The 2,084-nt window shown below is 52.5% G+C and carries 1 protein-coding gene and 2 rRNA genes (1 of these 3 only partly in view); all 3 read right to left on the bottom strand.

Annotation, left to right across the window (positions count from 1 at the left end):
• Positions 1 to 78: 78 nt before the first annotated feature.
• Positions 79 to 882, bottom strand: a complete 804-nt coding sequence (locus Q1A87_RS15585) for a glycosyl transferase (RefSeq protein ID WP_299653146.1) — start codon at positions 880 to 882, stop codon at positions 79 to 81.
• A 123-nt stretch (positions 883 to 1,005) separates the two neighbouring features.
• Positions 1,006 to 1,120, bottom strand: a 5S ribosomal RNA gene (gene rrf, locus Q1A87_RS15580).
• 73 nt (positions 1,121 to 1,193) lie between these two features.
• Positions 1,194 to 2,084, bottom strand: a 23S ribosomal RNA gene (locus Q1A87_RS15575); it runs 1,939 nt beyond the window's last position.

The raw sequence follows: 2,084 nt of genomic DNA, 5'->3' as shown, positions 1-2,084 counted from the left end.
CATGGGCGACGCAACCCCAATCCTCACCCCGCCAAACCGTCAGATCGCGCACCCAGCGTGATGATCAGGACAGACTAATTAGTCCCGCCATTCTTCTTCGACCCATCTCGTTGGCAGAACGTAACTTCTTGCCCCCCTGTAACCGAGTCGATTTTCGAAAACATGGGCAAGGTGATCGTAAACAGACCGACTAGAAGAAACTTTATTCCAGCGCCCGGCAACAGCATCTGGCGGATTTAAGCTACCTGGAAAGATAACTACTTTTGCAGCAACCGGCTTCATGGGTGCAACGAAAAGATTGAAAGGGAATATCGGAACACATTGAATGCGGAAATGTCTTACCCAAGATCTCGGCCAGAAACGAACGCCACCCGGTACAGTTGATGTTACATAATTCTGCTCGTAACGATATTTCGCTCCAATTCCTTGAGGATCGGCTTTAAATGCATCGAGAATAGGTGCAAGCTTTCCAACTGGAAATCGAAACAAGGAGGTTTGTCCAAGCCTGTGAAACGGCTTAGCTGCATTCCGAGCAAGAATTACGTCATCCGCCCCGCCATATTTGAAAAATTCATCTAAAGAACGGAGCACTACGATATCAAGATCCATAAAGAGGACGGGCCCCTTCAGACCTGCGAGTTCTTCTCCCCACAGCGCAGATTTCGGCCACTTCCCCGGCACACCGTGCGGCATAGTTACACCAACATCGGGAATTGGCGCGTGTCGAACTTCTGATCTAAGACCACGTGGATCGTCGGTTAGAACCGTAAACGTGAAAGGCGGAGTGATGTTACGAGAGACCATGCCGTAAAGTCGGTTTACATACGTTGTACCGTAACGACTGCCCCATTTGATACATACGATCTGCTTCACAACCGCCATAGACCAATTCCCACCTCATTTTAATAGGATCAAACATCTTAAGGCATTAAGAGAAAAAGCCCCGCAGGATATCTCCTAACGGGGCTTTTAGCATAGCGAGAGATACACTGACAGGCTTTCTAAGTTTGGCGATGACCTACTCTCCCACGTCTTAAAACGCAGTACCATCGGCGCTACAGCACTTAACGGCCGGGTTCGGTATGGGACCGGGTGTTTTGCTTGCGCTATGATCACCAAACCGAGAAAGCCCATCGGAATTCCAAGCCAGTACGCCAACTTGCGTATGCTTTTGAGCCAGTCTGCTACTGGATCAAATCAAGCCTATTGGACAATTAGTACCGGTCAACTGAACGCGTTGCCGCGCTTACATCTCCGGCCTATCGACGTGGTAGTCTGCCACGGTCCTCAGGGATACCTTGTTTCGAGGGGGGCTTCCCGCTTAGATGCCTTCAGCGGTTATCCTGTCCGATCATAGCTACCCAGCACTGCCATTGGCATGACAACTGGTCCACCAGTGGATCGTTCACCCCGGTCCTCTCGTACTAGGGGCAACTCCTCTCAAGTATCCTACACCCACGGAAGATAGGGACCGAACTGTCTCACGACGTTCTAAACCCAGCTCACGTACCTCTTTAAACGGCGAACAGCCGTACCCTTGGGACCTGCTCCAGCCCCAGGATGAGATGAGCCGACATCGAGGTGCCAAACGATGCCGTCGATATGGACTCTTGGGCATCATCAGCCTGTTATCCCCGGCGTACCTTTTATCCGTTGAGCGATGGCCCTCCCACTTGGGACCACCGGATCACTATGGCCGTCTTTCGACTCTGCTCGACTTGTCAGTCTCGCAGTCAGGCTGGCTTCTGCCATTGCACTCAACGAGCGATGTCCGACCGCTCTGAGCCAACCTTCGCGCGCCTCCGTTACGCTTTAGGAGGCGACCGCCCCAGTCAAACTACCCGCCACAGAGGGTCCCGGAACCGGATAACGGTCCGCGGTTAGATATCAAGCGAAGCAAGGGTGGTATCTCAAGGGCGGCTCCACGGGGACTGGCGTCCCCGCTTCAAAGCCTACCACCTATCCTGCACATGCTTGGCCTGATACCAGTCTGAAGCTGTAGTAAAGGTGCACGGGGTCTTTCCGTCTAACCGCGGGTAACCTGCATCTTGACAGGTAATTCAATTTCGCTGAGTCGATGTTGG

The organism is uncultured Jannaschia sp., from assembly GCF_947494055.1.
GTDB lineage: Bacteria > Pseudomonadota > Alphaproteobacteria > Rhodobacterales > Rhodobacteraceae > Jannaschia.
Note: the sequence above shows the minus strand (reverse complement) of the source record. Positions and strands in the feature narration are given on the sequence as shown.